We start from the raw sequence: 24,774 nt of genomic DNA, 5'->3' as shown, positions 1-24,774 counted from the left end.
GTCAGTGGCTGGCTGCAGTTGCGCCCATTTCGTTGACTTGCTGGAAGGTCGAAAAACGTTCAAGGGCGAAAGGCTTGATCAGTTCCGGAACCTTGCCGCCGCTGGCGACCAGTTCGGCCATGGTCTTGCCGCAAATGGGCGTCGCTTTGAAACCCCAGGTGCCCCAGCCTGCGTCCAGGTAATAATTCTTCACCGGCGAAAGGCCCATGATCGGGCTGTAGTCCGGTGTCATGTCGGTGATCCCGGCCCACTGGCGCATCAGCTTGGCGTTGGCCAGAAACGGAAACATCTCGATGGCGTGGGCCAGCAGGCTTTCCTTCAGGTCCAGCGTGGAGCGGGTGTTGAACAGCGGGTACGGATCCGAGCCGCCACCGAAGACCACCTCGCCACGGCTGGTCTGTTGCACGTAGCAATGCAGCGCAGAAGAGCTGACCAACGGATCGAGGAACGGCTTGAACGGCTGGGTGACCATCGCCTGCAGCGGGAAGGTCTGGATGGGCGAGCGAATGCCAGCCTTTTTCATCATCTGCGAACTCATGCCGGCGACCGCCTGCACGGCGCAGCCGCACTGGATGGTGCCGCGATTGGTCTTTACCGCGGTGATGGTGCCGTTCTCGATCACCAGTTCCTGAACTTCAGTGAGCTGATGGATCTCCACGCCGCGCTTGGCCGCCTGTTTGGCATAGCCCCAGGCAACGGCGTCATGCCGGGCTGTACCGCCGTCGATGTGCCACAGACCAGCGAGCACCGGCAGATGGCCGGGATCAAGGTTGAGGCTGGGCACCAGCTCACGAATCTGCTGGCGGTCGATCATCTCGGTGCGCCCGCCAAAGTGTTTGTTGACCTCGGCACGCTGTCGGAACGAACGCACCGTCGCGTCGGTGTGCGCCAGGGTCAACTGGCCACGCTCGGAATACATGATGTTGAAATCGAATTCGTTGGACAGGCCCTGAAACATCTTCACCGACTCGGCGTAGAACCGGACGCCTTCGCTGGTCAGGTAGTTGGAGCGGATCACGGCGGTGTTGCGCGCCGTGTTGCCGCCGCCCAGATAACCTTTTTCCAGCACCGCAATGTTGGTGATGCCATGGTATCTAGACAGATAGTAGGCAGTAGCGAGGCCATGACCGCCGCCGCCAATGATCACCACGTCGTAGGCCTTCTTCAGTTCCTTGGGCGCGGGCAGGTCCACGTCCACCGGGTATTCCGGGCTGAGCCCGTATTTCAGTAGATTGAAAGGCATACGGCCTCCGATTGGCTGCGTTGCGCCTGGGACTGCTGACGGGCAGCGGTCACGGTGTTTTTCATGAGAAAAGCGATGGTCATCGGGCCGACGCCGCCTGGCACCGGTGTGATGGCCGAGGCCACGTTGCGAGCGCTGTCCAAATCCACGTCGCCCACCAGTCGGCTGCGCCCCTGATCCTGAATCCGGTTAATGCCGACATCGATCACCACAGCGCCGGGCTTGAGCCAGCTGGCGTCGATCATGCGCGGCCGGCCGACGGCAGCGACCACGATGTCCGCCAGTTGGCACAAGGCTTTGGCGTCCTGGCTGCGCGAGTGCAGTACTGTTACCGAGCAATGAGCCTGAAGGAGGAGGGCGGCCATCGGTTTGCCGACGATGTTGGAGCGACCGATCACCACCGCATGTTTACCTGTCAGGTCGCCGCAGGTTTCCTGTAACAGGTACATGCAGCCGCTCGGTGTGCAGGGCGTCAGCACATCGCGACCCTGGCTGAGGCCGCCGACGTTTTCACTGTGAAAACCATCGACATCCTTGGCGGGGTCGATGGCCTGTAAGGCGCTGGTTTCTTCTATATGAGCCGGCAAGGGCAATTGCAGCAGAATGCCGTTCACGCCCGGGTCGGCATTGAGTCCGGCAATCACTGCCAGCAAACGAGCCTGCGAGCTGTCGGCAGGCAAGCGGTGCTCCAGCGAGCGGATCCCCACTTCCTCGGCGCGCAGCATCTTGTTGCGCACGTAGACTTCGCTGGCCGGGTCGTCGCCCACCAGAATGACTGCCAGTGCCGGGGAGATACCTTCAGCCTTTAGGCGTTGCACCTCGTCGCGTACCTGTTGCAGCACCTTGCTGGCTGCGGTCTTGCCATCAATGAGTCGGGCATGGTTCATCGGAAAATCACCGTTCGGTCAGTGTTGAGGAACACCCGATGTTCCAGGTGATATTTCACGGCGCGCGACAGAGCGATGGTCTCGGTGTTGCGGCCCGCTGCGACCAGGTCGTCCGGCAGGTAAACGTGATCGACGCGCTGCACTTCCTGCTCGATGATCGGGCCTTCATCCAGGTCGCTGGTGACGTAATGGGCAGTGGCGCCGATCAGCTTTACGCCCCGTTCGTACGCTTGGTGATACGGCTTGGCGCCCTTGAAGCCGGGCAAAAACGAGTGGTGAATATTGATCGCCCGGCCCGAGAGCTGGCGGCACAGATCATCCGACAGAATCTGCATGTAGCGCGCCAGCACCACCAGCTCGGTGCCGGTCTCGTCGACCACTTTCATCAGTGCCGCTTCCTGTTCGGCCTTGGTGTCCTTGGTTACGGGCAGGTAGATGAAACGAATCCCTTCACGCTCGGCCATCGGCCGCAGGTCCAGGTGGTTGGACACGATGGCGGTGATGGTCATGTCCATCTCGCCCTTGTGGTAGCGATAGAGCAGGTCTGTCAGGCAATGATCGAACTTGCTGACCATCAACAGCACCCGCATCGGCTGGCGCGTATCGTGCAGCTCCCACTGCATGGCGAAATCGCTGGCCACGGCATCGAATCCGGCCTTGAGCTGCTGAATGTCGCCTGTGTGCCCATCATTGAAGCGAAACACCGCACGCATAAAAAACGTGCCGCTGAACTCGTCGTCAAACTGCGCCATTTCACCGATGTAGCACTGGTTGCCCGCCAGGTATGAAGTGACCGCCGCTACAATGCCGGAGGTCGCCGGGCAACTGATCTTCAGAATGAAATGGTTCTTCTCGTGTTGCATGGTCAGTCCTCTGGAAGGTGGCTGCAGCTCGATGGGGCAACATATTCAGGGATGAAAACTGTTTTGATAGATGAATAAAAATTCCTATCAGGAATTAAATATTCGTGAAGGCTGTTTTATAGGCGAAAGGAAATGCAGCGTCCAGAGGTTTCTGGAAACTTTATTGATTGAGGGGAATATTTCCGTGTGGGCTCTAGGTGATCGTGTTCACGCTCTGCTTCGGAACTCGGCCCTGGACGCTCAGCGTCTCATTCGGGTCTGCCCCGGCAGGTATTCAGTGCGTAGACACGGACGCAGATCGTCCTGTGAGGCGGTCCCAGGCAGGCGCGTGGGACCTATCGGATGGATGTGACGGGCAGAGCTTACTCCCCCGGCGCCCCATAGTTCATGATCGACAGCAAGCGGATCGGCACCTGCACCAATTGCTCCGGCCCATGGGGAATGTCGCCGTCGAAGGTCAGGCTGTCGCCCGCCTGCATGGGGTAAAGCTGATTTCCGTGGCGGTAGATCAACTCGCCTTCCAGCAGATGCAAAAACTCGGTGCCTGGGTGGGAGAAGGTCGGAAACTCTTCACTGGCATCGTCCATCGTCACCATGTATGCCTCGAAACTTTTCTTCGGCCCTCGGGTGTGATTCAGCAAGTGATATGTATGGCCTTTCTCGGTGCCGCGCCTGACCACTTCCAGCCCTTCGTCGGCCTTGACCAGCAGCGCGCTACCGCCTTGTTGGTCGTACTGGCTGAACAGTTTGGACATGGGCATGCCCAGCACGTCACACAGTCGGCTGAGATTATCCAGGCTGGTCGAGACCTGGGCGTTCTCGATCTTGCTGAGCATGCCCTGGCTGATCCCGGCAATCCGCGCTACGTCGGCCAGTTTCAGCTCCTGCGCCTGACGCTGACGTTTGATCTGAATGCCCAGGTATTGCTCAAGCTTCAGCTTGGGAGGCGTTTCATTCGGCTTGTTCATAGAGTCTGTCATCAGGTTTGCACGGTTTCCGCTCGTTAATTTTTATTTCGCACTGGGAATGTGCATGTCAGCCAAATAATCAGCAGATTATTCCCGGAGAGAAAACGAGTTTCCCATATAAACAGCAGAATTTCCCCTCCCTGACGGATTCAACGCCTGGCATACCAAACTGGCAAGCGCTTTGCATTCCTAAAGAGAAATTAACTTTCCTTTGCGGAATATAGTAAGCGGACAGTTAAACAACGATTCCTACCTGAAACGTTTTGCCCATGCCAGGAGACAAGTCTCATGTTGCCACCCGAAACACAGCGTCTGATCGAACAGCACGGCATCAAGTACGTGCTGGCTCAGTTCGTGGACATTCATGGCTCGTCGAAGACCAAATCAGTGCCGGTCACGGGGCTGGAAATGGTTGCCGAAGACGGTGCCGGTTTCGCCGGGTTTGCCATTTGCGGTATGGGCATGGAGCCACATGGTCCCGACTTCATGGCCAAGGGCGATCTGTCTTCGCTGACGCCGGTGCCTTGGCAGCCCGGTTACGGTCGGGTGGTGTGCATTGGGCATGTGGACGGCAAGCCTTGGCCTTATGACAGCCGTTTCGTGCTGCAGCAACAGGTCGAACGCCTGACCCAGCGCGGCTGGACTCTTAACACCGGCCTTGAACCCGAGTTCAGTCTGTTCAAGCGCGATGCCGCGGGCAGCCTGCAAATGGTCGATGCCAGTGACAACCTCGACAAGCCTTGCTACGACTACAAAGGCCTGTCGCGCTCCCGTGAATTTCTCGAACGCCTGACCGAAGCGCTGCAGCCAGTCGGTTTCGACATCTACCAGATCGATCACGAAGACGCCAACGGCCAGTTCGAGATCAACTACACCTACAGCGACGCGATGGAGTCGGCGGATCGCTTTACCTTCTTCCGCATGGCAGCAGGCGAGATCGCCAACGACATGGGCATGATCTGCTCGTTCATGCCCAAACCCGATCCCAAGCGCGCTGGCAACGGCATGCACTTTCACCTGTCGATCGGCAGCGCCAGCAACAAGAATCTGTTCCACGACGCCAGCGACCCCAGCGGTATGGGGCTGTCAAAGATGGCCTATCACTTCGCTGCCGGCTTGTTGGCGCATGGTCCTGCGCTCTGCGCGTTCGCCGCGCCCACAGTCAACTCCTACAAAAGGCTGGTGGTTGGCAATTCGTTGTCAGGCGCGACCTGGGCGCCAGCGTTCATCGCCTTTGGTGCCAACAACCGTTCAGCGATGGTGCGGGTCCCTTATGGCCGTCTGGAATTCCGTCTGCCGGACGCCGGTTGCAACCCGTATCTGGTCAGCGCCGCGATCATCGCCGCAGGCCTGGACGGAATCGACCGCCAGCTGGAAATCGACCACGTCTGCAACGAGAACCTCTACAAGCTGAGCCTTGAAGAGATCGCCGCCCGTGGCATCAAGACCTTGCCGCAATCGCTCAAGGAAGCCTGCGACGCGCTGGAATCCGATCCGTTGTTCGCCGAAGTGCTCGGTAACGAGATCGTCGGCGAGTTCGTGCGCCTCAAGCGCATGGAATGGGTGGAATACAGCCGCCATGTCAGCGATTGGGAAGTGAAGCGCTACATCGAATTCTTCTGATCCAGCGGATCGTCACGCAACCGTTTTTGACGTCTTGCCGCTGGGCGGGACGTCTCTGCCCAGGAGTTGAGTCATGTGTGGAATCGTAGGGCTTTACCTGAAAAATCCGGCGCTGGAATCGCAGCTCGGCCAGTTGTTCGAACCGATGCTCGAAGCCATGACCGATCGCGGTCCTGACAGCGCCGGGTTCGCCATTTACGGCGATGAAGTGGCCGATGGCTGGATCAAGCTGACCTTGCAGGCAACCACTGAGGCGTACGACTTCAAGGCGCTGATTGCCGAGATTGAAAGCACGCTGAACCTGCCACTGGACTGGTTTCAGAACGCCAGCGCGGTGGTCCTCAAGATTCAGGCCGAAGAAGCACCGGTGCGTGCCTTGTTGGCGCAACTCGCGCCGACCGTGCGCATCATGAGCGCCGGACAAAGCATCGAGATCCTCAAGGGCATGGGTCTGCCAAGGGAGATTTCCCAACGCTTCGGGCTCAGTTCGATGAAGGGCAGTCACATCATCGGCCACACCCGCATGGCCACCGAAAGCGCCGTGACCATGGAAGGCAGCCATCCGTTTTCCACCGGGGCTGATCTGTGTCTGGTTCACAACGGCTCGCTGTCCAATCACTTCCGTCTGCGTCAGAACCTGCGCCGCGAAGGCATTCATTTCGAAACAGACAACGACACTGAAGTGGCCGCCGGTTACCTGGCCTGGCGTCTGCAACAGGGCGACAGCCTCAAGCAGGCGCTCGATAAATCCCTGGAGGACCTCGACGGTTTCTTCACCTTTGCCATCGGCACCCGCAATGGTTTTGCGGTGATTCGCGATCCGATTGCCTGCAAACCGGCGATCCTCGCCGAGACCGACGATTACGTCGCCATGGCCTCGGAGTATCAGGCGCTGTCCAGCCTGCCGGGGATCGAGAACGCCAGGGTCTGGGAACCTGTCCCGGCCACCATGTACATCTGGGAACGCGAGTCGGCCTAAGGAGCACGCATATGAAAACCATCGATCTGTCCAACGCCACTGTGCGTGACCTCAATCAGGCCCTGCACGATCAGGTGAAAGCACTGGAAGACCGCGAGTGGGTGGTGACTCACCCTGACGGCGCTCATAACCTGGCGGTCGGCGTCAATGAAGCCATTTCCATCGATATTCAGGGCCATGCGGGCTACTACTGCGCGGGCATGAACCAGAAAGCCTCAATCACCGTGCATGGCAATGTCGGCGTCGGCTGCGCGGAAAACATGATGTCCGGCGCGGTTCGGGTAAAAGGCAGCGCCTCTCAGGCGGCGGGTGCCACGGCCCACGGCGGACTGCTGGTGATCGAAGGCGACGCCGGTGCCCGCTGCGGGATCTCCATGAAAGGCATCGACATTGTGGTCGGCGGCAGCATTGGCCACATGAGTTGCTTCATGGGCCAGGCCGGACGACTGGTGGTCTGTGGCGACGCAGGCGATGCGCTGGGCGACTCGCTCTATGAAACCCGGATCTATGTCAAAGGCACCGTCGAGTCGCTGGGCTCGGACTGCATTGCCAAGGAGATGCGCGAAGAGCACCTGCAGGAATTGCAGGAACTGCTCAACCGCGCAGGCTTCAACGAGAGGGCGACGGATTTCAAACGTTATGGCTCGGCCCGTCAGCTGTACAACTTCAAAGTCGACAACGCCTCCGCGTACTGATCCAGGAGCAAGACCATGAGCGATTCCACCTCTCCCAAAGCCCCGGTCCTGCGCGAGTCGGCCACGTTTGATCGCCTGACCATTCAGGAAATCCAGCGCGCCGCCGAAACCGGCATCTATGATATTCGCGGCGGCGGCACCAAGCGCAAACTGCCGCACTTCGATGACCTGCTGTTGCTGGGTGCCAGCGTATCCCGATATCCGTTGGAAGGTTATCGCGAGAAGTGCGGCACCGACGTGGTGCTCGGCAACCGTTTCGCCAAGAAGCCGCTGTACCTGAAAATTCCGGTGACGATTGCGGGCATGAGCTTCGGTGCGTTGTCGGCCAACGCGAAGGAAGCCCTTGGTCGCGGCGCAACCATCGCTGGCACCAGCACCACCACCGGTGATGGCGGCATGACGCCCGAAGAACGCGGCCAGTCCCAGCACCTGGTCTATCAGTACCTGCCGTCGCGCTACGGCATGAACCCGGATGACCTGCGCAAGGCCGACGCCATCGAAATCGTGCTGGGGCAGGGCGCCAAGCCAGGTGGCGGCGGCATGCTGCTGGGCATGAAAGTCACCGAGCGAGTCGCGGGCATGCGCACTTTGCCGGTGGGCGTCGATCAACGCTCGGCGTGTCGGCATCCCGACTGGACCGGCCCGGACGATCTGGCGATCAAGATTGCCGAGATTCGTGAAATCACGGACTGGGAAAAGCCGATCTACGTAAAGATCGGGGCCAGCCGTCCGTACTACGACGTCAAGCTGGCGGTGAAGGCAGGTGCCGACGTGATCGTGCTCGACGGCATGCAGGGCGGTACTGCGGCGACTCAGGAAGTGTTCATCGAACACGTGGGTATCCCGATCCTGCCCGCCATTCCGCAAGCGGTTCAGGCGCTGCAAGAGATGGGCATGCACCGCAAGGTGCAGTTGATTGTCTCCGGTGGCATTCGTAATGGTGCCGACGTGGCCAAGGCCATGGCGCTGGGGGCCGATGCGGTGGCGATTGGCACAGCGGCGCTGATCGCGCTGGGCGACAACCATCCGCGTCTGGATGAAGAATTGAAGAAGATCGGTTCGGCAGCGGGCTTCTACGACGACTGGCAGAACGGTCGCGACCCGGCAGGCATCACCACACAAGACCCGGAGCTGTCCAAACGCCTCGACCCGGTGGAGGGCGGTCGTCGTCTGGCCAACTACCTGCGTGTGCTGGTGCTGGAAGCCCAGACCATGGCCCGCGCCTGCGGCAAGTCGCACCTGCATAACCTTGATCCTGAAGACCTGGTCGCGCTGACCGTTGAATCCGCAGCCATGGCCCGCGTGCCACTGGCGGGCACCTCGTGGATTCCAGGGGCTGGCAGCGGGTATTGACCGGCTGATGATCGCGTCCATCTGAATGCGTACCCGTGGGAGGCGGCTTGCCGGCGATGGCGTCAGTTCAGTCACAGACAGGTCGCTTAAGCGAGCGCGTCGCCTGCAAGCCGCCCCCCACAGCCCGTTGGTTGCAGCAAGATATGACGCTCTGCTTGGCCTCTGCGCTGCGCATTCAAGACCGCGCGCGGAGCGGGAGGAACGAGTGGTGAGTCACTCATAAGAGGCCACAAAGGCCCGTTGTTCCAGATACATACCTTTGTTTGCTGCCCGGCACTTTCCATTCATTTGCGGGAGCTTTGAACATGGTCAATCGTCTACTCGGCAAACCCCTTTTGGCATCACTTGCACTTGGCATATTTGCCCCGCTGGCACAGGCGGCAGAAACCCCCGTCCTCAATACCGGCAGCACCGCCTGGATGATCACCGCCGCGGTACTGGTGCTGTTCATGTGCCTTCCGGGTCTGGCGTTGTTCTACGGCGGGTTGGTGCGCGCCAAGAACATGCTGTCACTGTTCACCCAGTGTTTCGGCATCGCTGGAGTGGTGGGCGTGCTGTGGGTGATGTACGGCTACAGCATGGTGGTGGATACCAGCAACATGGTCGAAGGCCAGGTGACCTTCAACAGTTTCGTGGGCGGTCTGAGCCGTGCGTTTCTGGCGGGCATGACGCCAGACAGTCTCGTCGGCGATATCCCGGAAGGCGTGTTCGTGACCTTCCAGATGACCTTCGCCATCATCACACCGGCGCTGATTGCCGGTGCCTTCGCAGAGCGCATGAAATTCTCGGCCGCGCTGCTGTTCATGGCGCTGTGGTTCACCTTTGTCTATGCGCCAGTGGCGCACATGGTCTGGGGCGGGGCGGGGGCGCTGATGCATAACTGGGGCGTACTGGATTTCGCAGGCGGCACTGCCGTACATATCAATGCAGGCGTCGCGGCGTTGGCGGCCTGTCTGGTGTTGGGCAAGCGCAAGGGTTATCAGAACGCACCGATGCCCGCCCACAACCTGAGCCTGACCATGGCTGGCGCAGCCATGCTCTGGGTCGGCTGGTTCGGTTTCAATATTGGCTCCGGCGGTGGCCTGAGCGGCACGTCCGGCATCGTCATGCTCAACACCCAGGTGGGTGCCTGCGCCGGGATTCTCGGCTGGATGTTCACCGAGTGGTTCAAGGTCGGCAAACCAAGTGCGTTGGGTCTGGCCAGCGGCGCGTTGGCAGGTCTGGTGGGGATCACGCCTGCATGCGCTTATGTTGGCGTTGGTGGCGCACTGGCGATTGGCGTTTTGTGCGGGGTGTTTTGCTATCTGAGCGTCACGGTATTGAAGAAACGTCTGGGCTATGACGACAGCCTCGACGTGTTCGGCCTGCACGGCATCGGCGGCATGATCGGTGCGGTTCTGACCGGGGTGTTTTGCGTGCCTTCAATGGGTGGCCTGGTGCCGGACGTGAGCATGGGTGCGCAGGTTATTGCGCAGATCAAAGGCGTGTTGTTCACCACGGTCTATTGCTTCGGGGTCAGTTGGGTGATCCTCAAGGTGGTCAAGGCGCTCGTTGGCTTGCGAGCCCACGAGACGGTCGAAGAGCGGGGCTTGATCTGTCCGAGCACAACGAGCGCGCTTATAACCATTGAGGTGATGTACGTTGGTGGTGGGAGGCCCACCACTTCTTCGATTTAGCGCTGTCACGCAGCAAGCACCGGACTGTGGGAGGTGGCTTGCCGGCGATCTGCCGGGAACCGGCAGCAAAACCTGCGCAAGTGGTGCGTCAGATGCATTCAAAGGGCTGCTGCGCAGCCCATCGCTGCCGTCGTAACCTTCGAGAGCTCCCACGCCCTCCGGGCAGAAGCAGATTCAGCGCTTCGTCAACAGTCCGGTGTCTGCTGCGAGACAGCGCCGTATCGGCGAGACTTTACCGAAACGCTGGCACCACGTGCTTGATGAACAGTTCCAGCGACTTCTTCTTTTCGGCGTGCGGCAGGCTGTTGTCGCACCAGAAGCTGAACTCGTCGACACCCAGTTCCTGGTAATACTTGATGCGCGGGATGATCTCTTCCGGGGTGCCGATCATCGCAGTCTTGTGCAGGCTGTCGAGGGTGAATTCCGGGCGTTCGGCGAACTTCTCTTCAGGGCTCGGCGCCAGGAAACCGTTGACCGGCGTCTGCTTGTTACCAAACCAGGCATCGAAGGTGCGATAGAACTTCGAGATGGCTCTGGCACCGACTTTCCAGCCTTCAGGATCATCCTCGGCATGGACATGGGTGTGACGCAGTACCATCAATTGCGGGCGCGGCACGCCCGGGTTGTTGGCCAGTGCGGTCTCGAATTTGTTCTTCAGGTCCACAACTTCCTCGTCGCCCTTCATCAGCGGTGTGACCATCACGTTACAGCCGTTGGCCACCGCGAAGTTGTGTGAGTCCGGGTCGCGGGCGGCAATCCACATCGGCGGGGTGTTGATGGGCTTGGGCACACAGGTAGACGTGGGGAATTTCCAGATATCGCCGTCGTGGGCATAGTCGCCTTGCCATAGCGCGCGCACCACCGGAACCATCTCCCGCAGCGCCTTGCCCCCTTCGGACGCAGGCATGCCGCCTGCCATGCGGTCGAACTCGACCTGATAGGCGCCGCGTGCCAGGCCCACTTCCATGCGCCCGTTACTGATGACGTCCAGCAACGCACATTCGCCAGCGACCCGCAGGGGATGCCAGAACGGCGCGATGATGGTGCCTGCGCCCAAGTGAATGGTGTCGGTTCTGGCCGCCAGATACGCCAGCAATGGCATGGGGCTTGGCGAGATGGTGTATTCCATCGCGTGATGCTCGCCGATCCAGACTGTGCTGAAACCGCCTTTTTCGGCCATCAGCGTCAGTTCGGTCAGGTCTTCGAAGAGCTGGCGGTGACTGACAGTTTCGTCCCAGCGTTCCATGTGCACGAACAGCGAAAATTTCATGACGCTTACCTCGATCGGACCAGGGTGCGTAGGTGGCAGCACCCGTATTTTCAAATGTGTGGGAAGAACCAGTGCACGTCAGATGAGAGCGGGCAGGGTGCTCATCTTGCCTCGGCAGTACACCATCGGGTCGACGGGCTCTTGGGGCTGAATCAGGTTCTTGATCGCGCCGACCATGATCGCGTGATCACCGCCCTCGTACTCGCGCCACAATTCGCACTCGATGATTGCCGTGGCGTTGTTCAGCAGGGGATTGCCCAACTCGCTCAATGTCCACTCGATGCCTTGCGCCTTGAGCTTGCCTTTGCGGGCGAACGCGTAGGCTTCTTCCTGCTGGCCGCCGGAGAGCAGGTGAATGGCGAAGCGTTTGCTTTTGATCAGCGTGGCGTACGAGTCGGAGCTGTAGTTGGGGCAGAACAGGACCAGCGGCGGGTCCATGGACAGGGAGCTGAACGCGCTGGCAGTCAGGCCGACAACTTCGCCATTCTCATCCAGCGTGGTGATAACGGTGACACCCGATGGAAAGGAGCCCATGACGTTCTTGTAGTCAGTTGCGTCGATCATTTGCTACCTCTGCTCGGTGTGCCGACAGCGACAATTATTGTCTGTCTGATGGTATACCGTAATATTCGCGGTGCAAGTGTTTTTTGTCGATCAGACGCGCAGACAGCTACGCAGCGCTTCCTGTGAAGCGCTGCGTTGGATTGTTCTGTCGAAGGTGGGTATGACGCTCAGCAGAGATGGGTTTTCAACCTGAGTGGACGTGTTCACGAAGACTGACTTTCGGACAAATCACTTTGCCTGAATGTACCGCCCCTTCATGGACGAGTCCGCCACTGACTGATGAGGGGGGAGCCGCTTAACTGCAGGCTTCGGTCTGAATGTATTCGGAGGTAGAGTCGCGAATCACCGGGCCCATGCCGCTGACGGCGTTAGCGCTTCCCATGATCTCCAGCGTTGCGCCGGTGCCCACCAGGTTGACCGTATGGTTGGTGCAGTTATAGACGCGTTTGGAGTAGATCACGCCCAACAGGCTCTCGCGGCGGGTCACCACTACCCGATTTGTCGGAGCGCCGCTCTTCTCCACAAGCTCGTGCTGCCCGGTGGGGTCGTGTGGAACCACAATATGTTTACCATCGGCACCGTGTTTACCATCGGCGTGTGCGGACACGGCGGGGATCATGAACAACAAAAACCAGGCATGAAATTTCATCGGTGCTCCTGCAGATGAACAAGGCTTCATTGGATCCAAACGTACGTCGATGCACGCCGCTTGGATAGCCCGTGACCATGCCTTCTGTCGGGTTTGCAGCGGGTTCCTGACGGGTGGTAATCCATGCTCGCCGTCTGTCGTCAACACGCGTTTTTTAGTGGGCAGAATTGTTTTTCTGCCGATGTATTGGCGTGATTATGCCGATGTCTTTCTTGACATCAGGCAAATGCCTGAGTCACCAGCGCAGCGACCACCACATAGCGCAAGCCCTTGGCCAGCGTGACGATCAGCACAAAGCGCCAAAGCGGTTCTCGCAGGGCGCCTGCGATCACTGTCAGCGGATCACCGATGATGGGTATCCAGCTCAGCAGCAGCGACCAGTAGCCGTACTTCAGGTAAAAGCCCTGAGCTTTTTCCAGCTGCGCTTCGCTGGCCGGAAACCAGCGTTTGTGGCGAAAGCGCAGGATGGAGCGGCCGAGGAGCCAGTTGAGGACAGAGCCCAGTACGTTGCCGACTGTTGCGACCCACAGCAGTACCGCGGCCGGATAGGCTTTGCTGATCAGCATTGCGGCCAGCACGGTTTCCGATTGCATGGGCAGCAGCGTCGCTGCACCCAATGCCGCCATGAACAGACCGAAGTAGCTTGAGAGTTCGAACATCGACAGATGCCTTGTGCATGCGGGACCTTCGTGAGTGAAGGCGCCGCATTGTGTTGCAGGTGGCAGGCTCCCACAAGAACACGCACTGTTTCCTGCACAACACCGGTTCGACACCTTGGCGGTCCGTCGACAGCGACTCGTCTCACCCAGGCTGATTAACTTATTGATATTTAATGAAATAACAGGCTGGCACGGTTGCTGCTCCGTCACTGTGCATCAAGCCCGCTCGATTCTTGCGCTCGGGACCCTGAAGCCGGAGGAGTAACGATATGAGTCAAACCCCTATCAAATTTGCGTACTGGGTACCCAACGTCAGCGGTGGCCTGGTGGTGAGCACGATCGAACAGCGCACCAGCTGGACCATCGACTACAACAGAAAACTGGCGCAGATTGCCGAGAAATCAGGCTTTGAATACGCATTGACGCAGATTCGCTTCACGGCCGGTTACGGGGCCGAATACCAGCACGAGTCAGTCGCGTTCAGTCATGCGCTGCTGGCCGCCACCGATAAGCTCAAAGTCATCGCCGCGATTCTGCCAGGGCCCTGGACGCCTTCCGTGGCGGCCAAACAACTGGCGACCATCGATCAGCTCACTGCCGGACGCGTGGCAGTCAACATTGTCAGTGGCTGGTTCAAGGGCGAGTTCACCGCCATCGGTGAGCCCTGGCTTGAGCACGACGAGCGTTATCGCCGTTCGGAGGAGTTCATCCGCGCGCTCAAAGGTATCTGGACCACAGATAATTTTACGTTCAAAGGCGATTTCTATCGGTTTCACGACTACACCCTCAAGCCCAAGCCAATCCAGCGTCCGCACCCGGAAATCTTCCAGGGCGGCAGTTCCAGAGCGGCAAGGGACATGGCGGCCCGCGTGTCAGACTGGTATTTCACCAACGGCAATACCGTGGAAGGCATCAAGGCTCAGGTCGATGACATCCGTGCCAAGGCCGCCGCCAACGGGCATTCGGTGAAGATCGGTGTCAACGCGTTCATCATTGCCAGGGACACGGAGGAGGAGGCACACGCCGTGTTGGCCGAAATCGTCGACAAGGCCGACCCGGAAGCGGTCAATGCCTTTGGTGATGCGGCGAAACAGGCTGGCAAGGCGAGCCCGGAGGGCGAGGGCAACTGGGCCAAGTCCACCTTTCAGGACCTGGTGCAATATAACGATGGCTTCAAGACCAACCTGATCGGCACGCCTGCGCAGATCGCCCAGCGCATCGTGCAGCTCAAGGCCGTCGGCGTTGATCTGGTGTTGTCCGCATTCCTGCACTTCCAGGAAGAAGTCGCCTATTTCGGCGAGCATGTACTGCCTTTGGTTCGTGAGCTGGAAGCCGCTTCCGCGCACGCCGCTGTGCAAAGCCCCGCAGTAGCCTGATCCGTTCAAGCACCCTCGCTACATACCCGCCCCATTGCCGTGAGCCATCGCGCTCACGGCCCTTCGAAAAAAAATCCTGAACATGTGATCCAATGTGCGCACTTGTGCGTATGTTGCCCCCTGTTTGCTGCTCGATTGGACTGCTCGATTGGACTTGGTCATTCGCCAGGTGCAGCGTCGGGCGTCGAAGCTCACGACCATTGATGCCGATACAGGAATATCGATGTATCTGAACATTCATGCCCAGGTATCGTGCGAATCCGTTGCGCGAGCTCTCATTCGTTACGGAGGCAGGCTTTGAAACGCGATCTCAGGCTTGCCTCATGGCTGATTTGTACAACCTGTACCTGTGTTGTGCTGCTCATGGTCTGGCAAACCTGGACTGCGCGCCAGAAAACCTTTGAAAACATCCGGACCAACAGCGCAAACCTGGCGAGCGCGCTAAGCACCTACACCGACGGTATTTTCAAACAGAGCGAGGTCATGCTGCTCGGCTTGACCGAGCGCGTTGAAAAGGACGGCACGGGGCCTGCGCAGATCGAACGCCTGAGGTCGGTCATTGCACGTGCAATGGGAACGCTACCGCAGATCAGCAGTGTGTCGCTTTATGACGCCGACGGTAACTGCATCTTTTCGACCAATGGGAACGCCATTGGTATCAACAGCGCACAGCGCGAATATTTCCAGCATCACGCCGATAGCACCAGTCGTGCCACCTTCGTCGGGCCTACGATTCGCAGTCGCGCGACGGGCGAGTGGGTCATCTCGGTCAGCCGGCGCATTGATAATCGGGACTCAAGCTTCGCGGGTCTGATCGTCGCGACTATCGGTATCGATCATCTGCTTAAATTCTATTCCAACATTCAGATTGGAGACTCAGGTGTCATCAGCCTGACCACATCGAAAGGGCAGGTGCACGTGCGCTATCCCTATCGCGAAGGAGACGTCGGCCGCGACTTGTCCTCGACACCTATCTTCAACCTGTACCCTGACCAGCGATCCGGAACCACCGAGTTCGTTTCCCGGCTGGACGGGGTGCCTCGTTTCTACGCTTTTCAGCGCAGCGATGCCTACCCGCTGGTGACGGTGGTCGCGCTGGGTCAGCAGGAGGCCATGCACGCCTGGATGGTGCAGGCCAAACAGTCGCTGTTACTGGTGCTGGTGCTGCTCGTGCTGGTAGTCGGTCTTGGTGTTCGCCTGATCGTCCATATTCACAGCCGCATTCGTGTTGAAGACGAATTGCGTGTTTCCCAGGCGACCCTGATCGAACTCAACCAGCATCTTCAACTCATTGCATCCGAAGACAAGTTGACCGGGCTTGCCAACCGCAGGCGCTTCGATCAGTTCATCGAGATCGAATTCAAACGTGCCCGACGCGAGCGCAACATGCTGTCGTTGATCCTGCTCGACGCGGACCATTTCAAGCGCTACAACGACCACTTTGGCCATTTGGCCGGGGATGAGTGCCTGGTTGCGATCAGCCGGCTCGTCGAGCAGTGCATTCGTCGTCCGGGCGACATTGCCGCCCGCTATGGTGGCGAGGAGATCGCTGTGGTGCTGCCCAATACCGATGAAGCCAGCGCCCGTCGGGTGGCTGAAGGCATTCTGGAAAAACTGCAAGACAGCCGAATCGAACACCCGGCGAGCCCTTTCGGGATCGTGACCGTCAGCCTGGGGGTGGCGACATTTTTCGGCACCGATCGGCAACTGGACCCGCGCGGGCTGATCCAGCTGGCCGACCGCGCGCTCTATGCCGCCAAGTCGCAGGGGCGTAATCGAGTCTGCGTGGCTTCTGAAGTTTTCACTGATACGGTGCCCGCGTGGACGCAGGCGCAACACCTTGCAGCGGACGCAGCGGCGACGGATCACTCGCCAGACGCGCAGAACTGAATTGAACGGTTAGGCGGCCTGCGCCGTTTTGTCGCACCCGCTGTGCAGCCCATGACAGCGCGGCTCGCCCGTCTGCACGTTTTTTGTAACAGCATTCGCGGTGTTCGCCAGCAGCCTTGAGTGGTAAATTCGCCACCATGAATTTCGTCCGAACTCACCGCTCGCTTATCGCCTGGATGCTGTACGGCTTCGTCCTGTTCAATGGCGTGGCGTGTGGATTCGGCCACGGACAAATGCTGTCGGTGCTTTCGTCGGCATCGGCATCGGCATCGGCAAACGACATCTGCGGTGATGGCGGCGCTTCATCACCTGCAATGGACAAAAGTACCCACGCACAGGTCATGCAACTGGCCGCCTTCGATTGCGCCTTTGCCGGCAAGCTGACCCTTGCGCTGCTGTTCTTCATCGGTCTGGGCTGGCTGTCGCGCATTCTCAATATCCGGTTGCGCATCCCGCAAGGGTTGATTCGCCAGGCCCCTCGTCACGCCTCGCCCGGCTGCATCGCGCAGGCACCTTGAGCCTGCGCGCCTATGCTCATCGGTTGTGACAAGGCATAGCGGCACGCCTGCCTTGTCTGTTTACGGGAACGGTTGCTGGATTAATGCCGGCGGCCGCGCCTTATCCTTCAAAGGACGTAATACATGATGCAGAATTTCACCCGCCGCGAAGTGGTCTCGGGCCTCTCGCTGCTCAGCCTTGGCCTGCTGGCCGGTTGTGGCAACTCCAATGCTCTGCCATTCAAGCATGGCAAGGACATGAGCAACGAAATCGTCGGCCGCAATTTCAGGCTCAAGGACTCGAAGGGCGAGGTCAAGACACTGTCGAGCTTTCGCGGCCTGATGCCGATGGTCTTTTTCGGCTTCACCCAATGCCCGGCTGTTTGCCCCACAGCGCTGGCCCGTGCGGCGCAAATCAGAAAGCTGATGGGCGAGGATGGCAAGACCTTTCAGGTGGTGTTCATCACCCTGGACCCGGAGCGCGATACGCCAGAGGTTATCGACGCGTATGTAAAAGCCTTCGATCCGACCTTCGTCGCGCTGTCCGGCACGCTTGAAGAAACCGCTGCCACGGCGAAAGAGTTCGGTGTGTTCTTCGAAAAGGTCCCGCTCGGCGATACCTATACGATCTCCCACACGGCCACCAGTTATGTCTACGACACCCGTGGCGTGCTGCGCCTGGGGCTTTCACACAAGCTGACTGCCCAGCAATGCACCGAAGATTTGCTCACTTTGATGGAAGTATGTTGATGAATACGCTGATTCGTAACGCCGTAAAACCCATGCTGTTGGCCGTTTCGTTGCTGGGCCTGAGCGCTCAGGCGTTTGCCCAGACGCAGGTCGATGATGCCTGGGTGCGCGCCACCGTGCCGGGACAACCTGCCACCGGCGCCTTCATGCGTATCACCAGCAGCGAGGACAGCAAGCTGGTCGATGTCGCTTCGCCGGTCGCCAAAACCGTTCAGATCCATCAGATGAGCATGAAAAACGACGTGATGAACATGCAGCAAGTGCCTTCGATCGACCTGCCAGCGGGCAAGTCAGTGGTGCTGGACGCCAACGGCTATCACGTCATGTTCATGGGGCTCGCGGCGCAGGTCAAAGAAGGCGATCAAGTGCCGTTGACCCTGACGGTGGAAAACGCCAAGGGTGTGAAGGAGTCGATCAAGGTAACGGCAGTGGCCAGATCCCTGACAACCAATGAACACAGTGGCCATGGCGACCACAGCGGTCACTGACAACTACCGGCTGAGCGGCCATCTCAGCCTGACCGTCCAGGTGTAAGGTAAGCGGGCATCACGACTATTTTCTCTTTTTACCGGAGGTGAATATGAGTGCTCCCATGCTTTCCAAAACCCAGATCAATGGCTATCAGCTGATCTGCGTCAACCGTGGACCCTGGACGGTCTGCACACCCAAAGACCGACTCGCTTCATTCAATACCCGGCAGGAAGCCCTGGCCTATGCCGCTTCCCTGCCTGTTCGTGAATGGGGCAAGTCGCGTCCGTCCTGATGGCTAAGGTCTGTGTTGCATACACGCCCTAAAAGCCTGTTTTTGCAGGCGCGCCAGGCCGCAACTAACGATTAGGCGGTATCGACTGATATCGCGTTGTCCTTCATCGCCAGCCATTCGCTTTCCACGCTTTGGCGGCTGTCGCGAGACAGCGTAGCGTCGAGCACGCGCCTGGGGTTCAACAGCCTTGCAGGGGCTTGGCATCCTGGAAGAAGTCGTCTTGCCACGATACGGGTTTGTTCTTGTTTGCGCCGACGCGGTACAGGAGTTCGGCCAACCGGTAGGTGTTCCTGGGCGTGATGGTGAACTGGAATTCGGGCTGGTCGATGAGCTATTCGTCGAGAAGAAAATCTTTCCGCATGCCGTCAAGGTCGCCGAGCTGGTTGATCGGCAGGCGTTTGCGAAGGATCGCGATATCACGTCGCGATGATGCGAGGCGCCTTGGGTTGGTGTAGTGTGCGCACCCAAAACAAGGGGCGCACACATGCAAGACCTGCTGAACGAAATCCTCGATGAAGTTAGACCCTTGCTCGGTCAGGGCAAAGTCGCCGACTACATTCCGGCGCTCGGTGAGGTAAGACCCGATCAATTGGGCATCGCGGTGTACGGCAATGACGGTCAGATGTTCAGCGCCGGGGATGCCGAGACACGGTTTTCGATCCAGAGCATTTCCAAGGTCTTCAGCCTGGTGCAGGCCATCGGGCATTCCGGTGAGGACATCTGGCAGCGCCTCGGCCACGAGCCTTCAGGTCAGCCGTTCAACTCACTGGTGCAGCTGGAGTTCGAGCGGGGCAGGCCGCGCAACCCGTTCATCAATGCCGGTGCGCTGGTGATCTGCGACATCAATCAGGCGCGCTTCGCCGCGCCGTCGTTGTCGATGCGCGACTTTGTGCGGCGCCTGTGTGGCAACCCTTCGATCACCTCTGATTCCAAAGTGGCTGAATCCGAATATCAGCACCGTTCGCGCAACGCCGCAGCGGCGTACCTCATGAAGTCGTTCGACAACTTCCACGGTGATGTGGAAGACGTGCTGCGCAGTTACTTCCATCATTGCGCCCTGAGCATGAGCTGCATCGACCTGGCCCGTGCTTTCGGCTTTCTGGCCAATCAGGGTTTCTGCACCCACAGTGGCGAGCAGATTCTCAGCGCGCGGCAGGCCACTCAATTGAACTCGATCATGGCCACCAGTGGCCTGTATGACGAGGCGGGCAACTTTGCCTACCGTGTTGGTCTGCCGGGCAAGAGCGGCGTGGGCGGCGGCATCGTCGCGGTCGTGCCAGAGCGGTTTTCGGTCTGCGTCTGGTCCCCGGAGTTGAACGCGGCAGGCAATTCGCTTGTCGGTATGGCTGCACTGGAAAAACTCAGTGCGAGGATCGACTGGTCAGTGTTTTAACCTTGAACACTGATGCCCACCTCTGAAGCATCGCCAGCGGAGTCATGGATTGAAACGACGTTTGTTCAAGTCGCTCACGATGAGCGTCGCGCTGATGTTACTGGCCGCGTGCGGCACTCAGCGCCCCCAGGAACCGGAGCTGACGCCCGAGCAGGCGCGGGCACGTATTCTGCGCCTGATGCCGGCCACGGTCAGTGATCGCCAGGCGTGGGCCACGGATATCCATGCAGCCTTCGCCGCGCAGAAAATCCCCCTCACCACCGAAAACGTGTGTTCCGTGCTGGCTGTGACCGAGCAGGAGTCTACCTACTCGGTTGATCCGGCAGTGCCGAACATGGGCCGCATCGCGCGCGCCGAGATCGACCGCCGTGCGGCGCGGCTGCACATTCCCAATGCCTTGATCGCGACCGCACTGCGCGTCCGCTCGCCGGATGGAAAAACCTACGGCAAGCGCCTCGATGCCGCCCGCACAGAGAAGGAACTGAGCGCGATCTTCGATGACTTCATCGGTATGGTGCCGTTGGGTCAGGCGCTGTTCGGCACCTTCAATCCGGTCAAGACCGGTGGTCCGATGCAGGTCAGCATCGCCTTCGCGGAAAAGCGTGCCGAGGACTATCCCTACACGGTTGATGGCTCGATCCGACGCGAGGTCTTCACCCGACGGGGCGGCATGTACTTCGGCATTGCGCACCTGTTGGGTTACCCGGTGAGTTATGACAAATCGCTGTATCGCTTCGCCGACTTCAACGCTGGCTGGTACGCAAGCCGCAATGCGGCCTTTCAGGCTGCCGTCAGTCAGGCGACCGGAATCGACCTGGCGCTGGATGGCGACCTGATTCGCTTCGACTCCACCTCGCCGGGTTCCACCGAGTTGGCCGTTCGGACCCTGGGTGATCGTCTGGGCATGAACAAATCGCAGATATGGAGCCAGCTCAAGCAGGGCGACACGTTCGAGTTCGAAGACACCGCGCTGTACCGCAAGGTCTTCGCGATGGCCGACCGGGCGGCGGGCAAGCCACTGCCTCGCGCGATTTTGCCGGGCATCACGCTGAAGAGCCCGAAGATCACTCGCAAACTGACCACCGCCTGGTTCGCCGAGCGTGTGGATGACCGGCGTGAGCGTTGCGTGCAGCGTGCTCCGGCGGGGCTGTGACACTGAGCGCTCAGGACGCTCTTTGTCTGACTCAACTGCGTATCCGCTTCACCGTCATTTCATCCAGCTCGCCATCGAAAAAGGTGTTCAGCACCGCCTGGAAAATCGTCCGGTCGGGCGCTGCGAGCGTGAACAGGGTCATGCTCGACTGCAGCTTCATGTCGTCCGGTGAACTGAATATTTGCCGAGCCGTACGCGCTACCTGGGGGGCGATGAGCCGGGCGCACTGTTCAAGGCGGGATCCGAGCAGTGGGTGTTGCAGGTAGGCCCGGGCTTCATCAAGGCTGCTGATGGCGTAGCGTTGGGCCATGTCGCTGCGGCCCAGTCCACGGATTTGCGGGAACACGAACCACATCCAGTGGCTGCGTTTCTTCCCGGCTTCAAGCTCCGCCAGTACGTGTGCGAACATGGGTTGCTGAGCATCAACAAAGCGTTGCAGGTTGTGAGCATCGTTCATGATGGGCCTCCTGTTTTTTAGCGAGCCAGCGTCTGCGGCCGTATGATGGCCGACCTTTGCGGGGTTGGTTCCGTATCCAGAGTTCTTTTACGTATGCCGGTTTTCAAGCGTTTTTTGTCTTTCATGCAGCAGGCCTTGCGCGCGATGCAACTGGTCTGGACCACCTCCCGGTGGCTGTCACTGGGGTTGATCCTCGCCACACTGGTGGCTGGCCTGTTGCCTGCGCTGGCCGCCTGGCTGGGCCAGCGCATTGTGGATGCCGTGGTCAGTGCCATGCAATTGCATGCCAGCACCGGAGAGGCTCCCCTTTGGCCGGTGCTGCGCTACGTGCTTTACGAGGCGGGCGTGCTGGCATTACTCGCCGCTGCCCAGCGCGGCCTGTCGGTGCAGCAGGCATTGTTGCGCGTATTGCTGGGGCAAAAGGTCAACACCTTGATTCTGGAGAAGGCGCAGACCCTGTCGTTGATGCAGTTCGAAGACTCGGAGTTCTACGACAAACTGGTACGCGTTCGTCGCGAAGCCTCGACACGGCCGCTGGCGCTGGTCACCAAGTCGCTGGGTCTGCTGCAGAACCTCATCTCGCTGATCAGCTTTGCTGTGCTGCTGGTGCATTTCTCGCCTTGGGCGCTGGCGATCCTGGTGCTGGGCGCGTTGCCAGTGTTCTTTGCCGAGGCGCACTTTTCCGGCGATGCATTCCGGCTGTTCACCCGCCGCGCCCCGGAAACCCGGCGGCAGAATTACATCGAAACGCTGCTTTCCCATGAGGGCTATATCAAAGAGGTCAAGCTGTTCGGCTTTGCGCCGCTGCTGCTCAAACGCTATCGCGAGACCTTCGAACGGCTTTACGCCGAAGACCGCCGCCTGACCGTGCGCCGCGACGGCTGGGGATTTCTGCTGGGTTTGCTGGGCACTGCGGCGTTCTATCTGGCTTACGCGTGGGTAGTCGTCGATGCCGTGCACGGCCGCATCACGCTCGGCCAGATGACCATGTACCTGGTGCTGTTCAAGCAGGGTCAGGCAGCCGTGAGCAGCAGCCTTAGCGCGATCAGTGGCCTGTACGAGGATGGCCTCTACCTGTCGGACCTTTATGTCTACCTGGCCCAGCCGGTCATCGTGCCGACCGGAAGCCTGGCTCACGGCGCACTGCCAGGTGACGGCCTGCGTTTCGAAGACGTGAGCTTCACCTATCCCGGCACCAGCCGTCCGGCGCTGGAACACATCGACCTGCACCTGGCACCGGGCCGCAGCGTCGCACTGGTCGGCGAGAACGGTTCGGGGAAGACCACCCTGATCAAGCTGCTGACCCGGCTCTACAGGCCCGATCATGGCCGCATCCTGCTCGACGGCAGTGATCTTCAGGAATGGGACGAAGAGGCGTTGCGTACCCGAATCGGCGTGATCTTTCAGGATTTCATTCGCTACCAGTTTCTGGTCGGCGAAAACCTCGGAGTTGGCGACACTGAAGCGTTTCATGACGAAGCACGCTGGCGCGAAGCCGCCGCTCAGGGCATGGCCGCGCCATTCATCGAGCAGCTCGACAAGGGTTATGAAACACAACTGGGACGCTGGTTCGCGGGTGGCCAGGAGCTGTCCGGCGGCCAATGGCAAAAGATCGCGCTGTCGCGTGCCTACATGCGCCGTGACGCCGACATCCTGATTCTCGACGAGCCGACTGCCGCGCTGGATGCGGGGGCGGAAGCGGCAGTGTTCGACCATTTTCGCGAGTACGCCAAAGGCCGCATGACGCTGCTGATTTCCCATCGTTTTTCCAGCGTGCGCAATGCCGAACACATTGTGGTGCTGGAGCATGGGCGGGTGCTCGAACGTGGCAGTCACGACAGCCTGATCGAGGCGGGAGGGCGCTACGCCGCGCTTTTCGACCTCCAGGCTCAGGGTTATCGCTAGATGAAAACTGTCATCAAAAGCAACAAAAGTCCTTGCAGTGCGTCACCTGTCGGCGTTTTATAGGGTTCGTTTTTTATGGCGCCCCTGTGCGCTTTCCTATCTACCGGATGGAGTGATCAATGCAATTTCGTTCATTGGGCAAGACTGATCTGTCGGTCAGCGCCATCACGCTGGGCACCATGACCTGGGGCGAGCAGAACACGCAGGACGAGGCCTTCGAGCAGATTCGTATGGCCAAAGAGGCCGGGGTCAATTTCCTCGACACCGCGGAGATGTACCCGGTGCCGCCGCGTGGCGAAACCTATACCAAGACCGAAAGCATCATTGGCGAATACTTCAAGAAGTACGGCGATCGCAGTGACTGGGTACTGGCCAGCAAGGTCGTAGGTCCCGGCCGCATGGAACACATCCGCGATGGCAATCCACGTCTGGATCGCCACAACATCACCACCGCGCTGGATGCTAGCCTCAAGCGCCTTAACACCGACTATCTGGACCTGTACCAACTGCACTGGCCGGATCGCAAGACCAACTTCTTCGGTGTTTTGGGCTACACCCACGACCCTGACGACGTTGCCGTGGAAATCGAAGAAACGCTTTCGGTGCTGGGCGATCTGGTCAAGGCGGGCAAGATTCGTCATTTCGGCCTGTCCAACGAAACGCCGTGGGGCACCCAGCGCTTCCTGCATCTGGCCGAAAAGCTGGACCTGCCGCGGGCTGTGTCGATCCAGAACCCGTACAACCTGCTCAATCGCACCTTCGAAGTCGGCCTGGCGGAAATCGCCATTCGCGAGCAGATCGGTCTGTTGGCCTACTCGCCGCTGGCGTTCGGTGTGCTGGCTGGCAAATACCTGAACGGCGCACGTCCGGCGGATGGTCGCCTGACCCTGTTTGAACGCTTCCAGCGTTACAACAACCCGCAAGCCGTCAGCGCTACGGCCCGCTACGTGGCGCTGGCCCGTGAGCACGGTCTTGACCCTTCGCAGATGGCGCTGGCGTATGTCACCAGCCGGCCTTTCGTGACCAGCAACATCATTGGCGCTACCAGGCTGGATCAACTCGCGGTCAACCTGGCGAGCATTGATGTCACGCTGTCGGACGAAGTGATTGCCGGCATCGAAGCCATCCATATTTCGCAACCTAACCCGGCGCCGTAAGCCG

At 59.6% G+C, this 24,774-nt stretch carries 23 protein-coding genes and 2 pseudogenes; 15 read left to right on the top strand and 10 right to left on the bottom strand.

All coding sequences use genetic code 11. From position 1 onward, the window contains the following. Position 1: 1 nt before the first annotated feature. From H8S56_RS03330 to H8S56_RS03315, 4 genes are all read right to left on the bottom strand, one after another. Complete coding sequence (locus H8S56_RS03330) at positions 2-1,243, bottom strand: FAD-dependent oxidoreductase (protein WP_122669235.1); 1,242 nt, start codon at positions 1,241-1,243, stop codon at positions 2-4. Beyond that, positions 1,225-2,130 carry a bifunctional methylenetetrahydrofolate dehydrogenase/methenyltetrahydrofolate cyclohydrolase FolD gene (gene folD, locus H8S56_RS03325; protein ID WP_187517857.1) on the bottom strand — a complete coding sequence of 302 codons (906 nt, stop codon included), beginning with the start codon at positions 2,128-2,130 and terminating at the stop codon, positions 1,225-1,227. Before folD ends, H8S56_RS03330 begins: the two co-directional genes overlap by 19 nt. Further along, on the bottom strand, positions 2,127-2,993 hold the full coding sequence (gene purU / locus H8S56_RS03320) for a formyltetrahydrofolate deformylase (RefSeq protein ID WP_024685135.1): 867 nt from the start codon (positions 2,991-2,993) through the stop codon (positions 2,127-2,129). The genes folD and purU overlap by 4 nt, the downstream gene beginning before the upstream one ends. Positions 2,994-3,355: 362 nt before the next feature. Next, complete coding sequence (locus H8S56_RS03315) at positions 3,356-3,961, bottom strand: helix-turn-helix domain-containing protein (RefSeq protein ID WP_024685134.1); 606 nt, start codon at positions 3,959-3,961, stop codon at positions 3,356-3,358. A 288-nt stretch (positions 3,962-4,249) separates the two neighbouring features. Between H8S56_RS03315 and glnT the strand changes: the two genes are divergently transcribed. The 5 genes and pseudogenes from glnT to H8S56_RS03290 all read left to right on the top strand — a co-directional run bounded on the left by glnT (position 4,250) and on the right by H8S56_RS03290 (position 10,241). Next, positions 4,250-5,584 carry a type III glutamate--ammonia ligase gene (gene glnT / locus H8S56_RS03310; RefSeq protein WP_187517856.1) on the top strand — a complete coding sequence of 445 codons (1,335 nt, stop codon included), beginning with the start codon at positions 4,250-4,252 and terminating at the stop codon, positions 5,582-5,584. A gap of 73 nt (positions 5,585-5,657) precedes the next feature. Continuing rightward, positions 5,658-6,563 (top strand): class II glutamine amidotransferase, encoded by a 906-nt coding sequence (locus H8S56_RS03305; RefSeq protein WP_024685132.1) that lies wholly within the window; start codon positions 5,658-5,660, stop codon positions 6,561-6,563. Positions 6,564-6,574: 11 nt separating this feature from the next. Continuing rightward, positions 6,575-7,258, top strand: a complete 684-nt coding sequence (locus tag H8S56_RS03300; protein ID WP_187517855.1) for a GltB/FmdC/FwdC-like GXGXG domain-containing protein — start codon at positions 6,575-6,577, stop codon at positions 7,256-7,258. A gap of 15 nt (positions 7,259-7,273) precedes the next feature. After that, positions 7,274-8,611: an FMN-binding glutamate synthase family protein gene (locus H8S56_RS03295; protein WP_187517854.1), complete on the top strand. Its 1,338-nt coding sequence runs from the start codon at positions 7,274-7,276 to the stop codon at positions 8,609-8,611. Between the two features lie 305 nt (positions 8,612-8,916). Continuing rightward, a pseudogene (locus H8S56_RS03290) lies at positions 8,917-10,241 on the top strand (ammonium transporter). A gap of 278 nt (positions 10,242-10,519) precedes the next feature. Here H8S56_RS03290 and H8S56_RS03285 read toward each other — a convergent pair. The 4 genes from H8S56_RS03285 to H8S56_RS03270 all read right to left on the bottom strand — a co-directional run bounded on the left by H8S56_RS03285 (position 10,520) and on the right by H8S56_RS03270 (position 13,429). After that, a complete protein-coding gene (locus tag H8S56_RS03285) occupies positions 10,520-11,557 on the bottom strand; it encodes an LLM class flavin-dependent oxidoreductase (RefSeq protein ID WP_187517853.1) in 1,038 nt (345 codons plus the stop codon). Positions 11,558-11,635: 78 nt separating this feature from the next. Beyond that, complete coding sequence (locus H8S56_RS03280) at positions 11,636-12,121, bottom strand: flavin reductase family protein (RefSeq protein WP_024687160.1); 486 nt, start codon at positions 12,119-12,121, stop codon at positions 11,636-11,638. A 295-nt stretch (positions 12,122-12,416) separates the two neighbouring features. Continuing rightward, positions 12,417-12,770: a hypothetical protein gene (locus H8S56_RS03275; RefSeq protein WP_187517852.1), complete on the bottom strand. Its 354-nt coding sequence runs from the start codon at positions 12,768-12,770 to the stop codon at positions 12,417-12,419. 218 nt (positions 12,771-12,988) lie between these two features. After that, positions 12,989-13,429 (bottom strand): YqaA family protein, encoded by a 441-nt coding sequence (locus H8S56_RS03270; protein WP_187517851.1) that lies wholly within the window; start codon positions 13,427-13,429, stop codon positions 12,989-12,991. 269 nt (positions 13,430-13,698) lie between these two features. Between H8S56_RS03270 and sfnG the strand changes: the two genes are divergently transcribed. The 6 genes from sfnG to H8S56_RS03240 all read left to right on the top strand — a co-directional run bounded on the left by sfnG (position 13,699) and on the right by H8S56_RS03240 (position 18,705). Then, entirely contained in the window at positions 13,699-14,805 is a 1,107-nt protein-coding gene (gene sfnG / locus H8S56_RS03265; RefSeq protein ID WP_024687163.1) for a dimethylsulfone monooxygenase SfnG, read from the top strand. 297 nt (positions 14,806-15,102) lie between these two features. Beyond that, positions 15,103-16,695 carry a sensor domain-containing diguanylate cyclase gene (locus H8S56_RS03260; RefSeq protein WP_187517850.1) on the top strand — a complete coding sequence of 531 codons (1,593 nt, stop codon included), beginning with the start codon at positions 15,103-15,105 and terminating at the stop codon, positions 16,693-16,695. A 137-nt stretch (positions 16,696-16,832) separates the two neighbouring features. Next, positions 16,833-17,213: a hypothetical protein gene (locus H8S56_RS03255; RefSeq protein ID WP_024687165.1), complete on the top strand. Its 381-nt coding sequence runs from the start codon at positions 16,833-16,835 to the stop codon at positions 17,211-17,213. Between the two features lie 123 nt (positions 17,214-17,336). Continuing rightward, positions 17,337-17,942, top strand: a complete 606-nt coding sequence (locus tag H8S56_RS03250) for an SCO family protein (protein ID WP_187517849.1) — start codon at positions 17,337-17,339, stop codon at positions 17,940-17,942. Further along, positions 17,936-18,430: a copper chaperone PCu(A)C gene (locus H8S56_RS03245; RefSeq protein ID WP_024687167.1), complete on the top strand. Its 495-nt coding sequence runs from the start codon at positions 17,936-17,938 to the stop codon at positions 18,428-18,430. Before H8S56_RS03250 ends, H8S56_RS03245 begins: the two co-directional genes overlap by 7 nt. 92 nt (positions 18,431-18,522) lie before the next feature. Then, positions 18,523-18,705 carry a hypothetical protein gene (locus tag H8S56_RS03240; RefSeq protein WP_024687168.1) on the top strand — a complete coding sequence of 61 codons (183 nt, stop codon included), beginning with the start codon at positions 18,523-18,525 and terminating at the stop codon, positions 18,703-18,705. 178 nt (positions 18,706-18,883) lie between these two features. Here the strand turns inward: H8S56_RS03240 and H8S56_RS03235 are convergent. Continuing rightward, a pseudogene (locus tag H8S56_RS03235) lies at positions 18,884-19,036 on the bottom strand (ABC transporter substrate-binding protein); the annotation flags it as partial. A 153-nt stretch (positions 19,037-19,189) separates the two neighbouring features. Between H8S56_RS03235 and glsB the strand changes: the two are divergent. Next, a complete protein-coding gene (glsB, locus tag H8S56_RS03230) occupies positions 19,190-20,098 on the top strand; it encodes a glutaminase B (protein WP_024687177.1) in 909 nt (302 codons plus the stop codon). A 79-nt stretch (positions 20,099-20,177) separates the two neighbouring features. Further along, positions 20,178-21,251 carry a DUF1615 domain-containing protein gene (locus H8S56_RS03225; RefSeq protein WP_024687178.1) on the top strand — a complete coding sequence of 358 codons (1,074 nt, stop codon included), beginning with the start codon at positions 20,178-20,180 and terminating at the stop codon, positions 21,249-21,251. Positions 21,252-21,282: 31 nt separating this feature from the next. On the opposite strand, the gene H8S56_RS03220 is transcribed toward H8S56_RS03225, so the two are convergent. After that, entirely contained in the window at positions 21,283-21,708 is a 426-nt protein-coding gene (locus tag H8S56_RS03220) for a DUF1810 domain-containing protein (protein WP_187517848.1), read from the bottom strand. A 93-nt stretch (positions 21,709-21,801) separates the two neighbouring features. Between H8S56_RS03220 and H8S56_RS03215 the strand changes: the two genes are divergently transcribed. Beyond that, positions 21,802-23,613, top strand: coding sequence for an ABC transporter ATP-binding protein (locus H8S56_RS03215; protein ID WP_187517847.1), 1,812 nt, complete (start codon positions 21,802-21,804; stop codon positions 23,611-23,613). 119 nt (positions 23,614-23,732) lie between these two features. Further along, a complete protein-coding gene (locus H8S56_RS03210) occupies positions 23,733-24,770 on the top strand; it encodes an NADP(H)-dependent aldo-keto reductase (RefSeq protein ID WP_187517846.1) in 1,038 nt (345 codons plus the stop codon). Positions 24,771-24,774: the final 4 nt, after the last annotated feature.

The organism is Pseudomonas triticifolii (genome assembly GCF_014358015.1).
Classification (GTDB): Bacteria; Pseudomonadota; Gammaproteobacteria; order Pseudomonadales; family Pseudomonadaceae; genus Aquipseudomonas; species Aquipseudomonas triticifolii.
Note: the sequence above shows the minus strand (reverse complement) of the source record. Positions and strands in the feature narration are given on the sequence as shown.

Coding starts and splice junctions, on each gene's coding strand:
- H8S56_RS03330 (WP_122669235.1), bottom strand. CDS start 1,243: ATGCCTTTCAATCTACTGAAATACGGGCTCAGCCCGGAATACCCGGTG.
- folD (WP_187517857.1), bottom strand. CDS start 2,130: ATGAACCATGCCCGACTCATTGATGGCAAGACCGCAGCCAGCAAGGTG.
- purU (WP_024685135.1), bottom strand. CDS start 2,993: ATGCAACACGAGAAGAACCATTTCATTCTGAAGATCAGTTGCCCGGCG.
- H8S56_RS03315 (WP_024685134.1), bottom strand. CDS start 3,961: ATGAACAAGCCGAATGAAACGCCTCCCAAGCTGAAGCTTGAGCAATAC.
- glnT (WP_187517856.1), top strand. CDS start 4,250: ATGTTGCCACCCGAAACACAGCGTCTGATCGAACAGCACGGCATCAAG.
- H8S56_RS03305 (WP_024685132.1), top strand. CDS start 5,658: ATGTGTGGAATCGTAGGGCTTTACCTGAAAAATCCGGCGCTGGAATCG.
- H8S56_RS03300 (WP_187517855.1), top strand. CDS start 6,575: ATGAAAACCATCGATCTGTCCAACGCCACTGTGCGTGACCTCAATCAG.
- H8S56_RS03295 (WP_187517854.1), top strand. CDS start 7,274: ATGAGCGATTCCACCTCTCCCAAAGCCCCGGTCCTGCGCGAGTCGGCC.
- H8S56_RS03285 (WP_187517853.1), bottom strand. CDS start 11,557: ATGAAATTTTCGCTGTTCGTGCACATGGAACGCTGGGACGAAACTGTC.
- H8S56_RS03280 (WP_024687160.1), bottom strand. CDS start 12,121: ATGATCGACGCAACTGACTACAAGAACGTCATGGGCTCCTTTCCATCG.
- H8S56_RS03275 (WP_187517852.1), bottom strand. CDS start 12,770: ATGAAATTTCATGCCTGGTTTTTGTTGTTCATGATCCCCGCCGTGTCC.
- H8S56_RS03270 (WP_187517851.1), bottom strand. CDS start 13,429: ATGTTCGAACTCTCAAGCTACTTCGGTCTGTTCATGGCGGCATTGGGT.
- sfnG (WP_024687163.1), top strand. CDS start 13,699: ATGAGTCAAACCCCTATCAAATTTGCGTACTGGGTACCCAACGTCAGC.
- H8S56_RS03255 (WP_024687165.1), top strand. CDS start 16,833: ATGAATTTCGTCCGAACTCACCGCTCGCTTATCGCCTGGATGCTGTAC.
- H8S56_RS03250 (WP_187517849.1), top strand. CDS start 17,337: ATGATGCAGAATTTCACCCGCCGCGAAGTGGTCTCGGGCCTCTCGCTG.
- H8S56_RS03245 (WP_024687167.1), top strand. CDS start 17,936: ATGTTGATGAATACGCTGATTCGTAACGCCGTAAAACCCATGCTGTTG.
- H8S56_RS03240 (WP_024687168.1), top strand. CDS start 18,523: ATGAGTGCTCCCATGCTTTCCAAAACCCAGATCAATGGCTATCAGCTG.
- glsB (WP_024687177.1), top strand. CDS start 19,190: ATGCAAGACCTGCTGAACGAAATCCTCGATGAAGTTAGACCCTTGCTC.
- H8S56_RS03225 (WP_024687178.1), top strand. CDS start 20,178: ATGAGCGTCGCGCTGATGTTACTGGCCGCGTGCGGCACTCAGCGCCCC.
- H8S56_RS03220 (WP_187517848.1), bottom strand. CDS start 21,708: ATGAACGATGCTCACAACCTGCAACGCTTTGTTGATGCTCAGCAACCC.
- H8S56_RS03215 (WP_187517847.1), top strand. CDS start 21,802: ATGCCGGTTTTCAAGCGTTTTTTGTCTTTCATGCAGCAGGCCTTGCGC.
- H8S56_RS03210 (WP_187517846.1), top strand. CDS start 23,733: ATGCAATTTCGTTCATTGGGCAAGACTGATCTGTCGGTCAGCGCCATC.